At 61.5% G+C, this 1,250-nt stretch carries 1 protein-coding gene and 1 pseudogene; one reads left to right on the top strand and one right to left on the bottom strand.

The window, feature by feature from the left end; translation table 11 throughout:
- Positions 1-139 (bottom strand): annotated as a pseudogene (locus tag E4K65_RS49415) (IS110 family transposase); the annotation flags it as partial.
- Between the two features lie 191 nt (positions 140-330).
- On the opposite strand from E4K65_RS49415, the gene E4K65_RS46660 reads away from it, so the two are divergent.
- The coding region (locus tag E4K65_RS46660; protein WP_135179759.1) for an IS110 family RNA-guided transposase at positions 331-1,250 on the top strand (920 nt) is incomplete at its 3' end.

The following is a 1,250-nucleotide window of genomic DNA, read 5'->3' as shown; positions in this document are numbered from 1 at the left end:
ATGGCGCCCGCTTGCGGATGAGCTCGGCGATAATGCTGGGATCAGATGCGCACTTGCCGCGCCAGATCCGTTCACCTGCTCGGCGGATCGCGACTGCCGTCTCTTTCATCGACACGTCGAGACCAATATATTCTTCCATGGCTGTTCTCCATTCGATGCTTGGGCCCGGCGTCCAGTCGTGAGCCCGTATCTCCATCCTATCGGGGAACAGCCACTCATTCAGGGGTGACTCGCTCCCGCGATTACGCCATGTGGACGGCTCCTCCACGGGCACGAGAGTGCCAAGGAGTGGGCGCCGCTTGAAGCTCCCACGATTCGGAGGAGCAGCCTATGCAGTCAATTTCAACGATTGGTCTGGATATCGCGAAGTCGGTCTTTCAAGTGCATGGCGTCGATGCAGCCGGCCAGGTGGTCATACGCCGTCAGCTGAAGCGCCGTTTCGTGCTGTCCTTCTTTGAGAAGTTGCCGCCGTGCCTGGTGGGAATCGAGGCTTGCGCGTCATCCCATTATTGGTCCCGCGAGTTGCGGGCGTTGGGGCATACGGTGCAATTGATGCCTCCGGCCTATGTGAAGCCCTACGTCAAGCGGCAGAAGAACGACAGCACCGACGCGGAGGCGATTTGCGAGGCGGTCACGAGACCCAACATGCGGTTCGTGCCGATCAAAACGATCGAGCAACAGAGCTGTCTGATGCTTCATCGCGTGCGCCATCTCTTCATTCGCCAGCAGACTGCCGTCATCAACTCAATCCGCGCTTATCTGGCCGAGTTCGGGATCGTCGCCCCCGTCGGGCGCAGGGGTGTCGAACAGCTGTTGGAAGTCGTCGCCGATCCAGCTGAACGCCGCCTCCCGGAGTTGGCCCGTGCGTGTCTTGCGGCTCTCGGCAGTCAGTTGCGGGCACTGAAGGCTCAGATCCTGGAGTTCGACAGGCGCATTATCGCCTGGCATCGATCAAACGCGACGAGCAAGCGACTGGATGCGATCCCTGGCGTCGGTCCAGCGCTGGCAACGGCGCTAGTCGCGAGCGTTGCCGATGCCAAGGCCTTCCGATCGGGGCGGGACTTCTCGGCCTGGGTCGGGCTCGTGCCGAAGCAGAACTCCAGTGGGGGCAAGGACAGGCTTGGCAGCATCAGTAAGCAAGGCGATCGCTACCTACGCAGCCTGTTCACGGCAGGTGCACTCGCCGTGATCCGCTATGCCAAGATCCATGGTGCGCGGCATCGGCCCTGGCTCACAGCGTTGTTGGCGCG

The organism is Bradyrhizobium niftali, from assembly GCF_004571025.1.
Taxonomy (GTDB): domain Bacteria; phylum Pseudomonadota; class Alphaproteobacteria; order Rhizobiales; family Xanthobacteraceae; genus Bradyrhizobium; species Bradyrhizobium niftali.
Note: the sequence above shows the minus strand (reverse complement) of the source record. Positions and strands in the feature narration are given on the sequence as shown.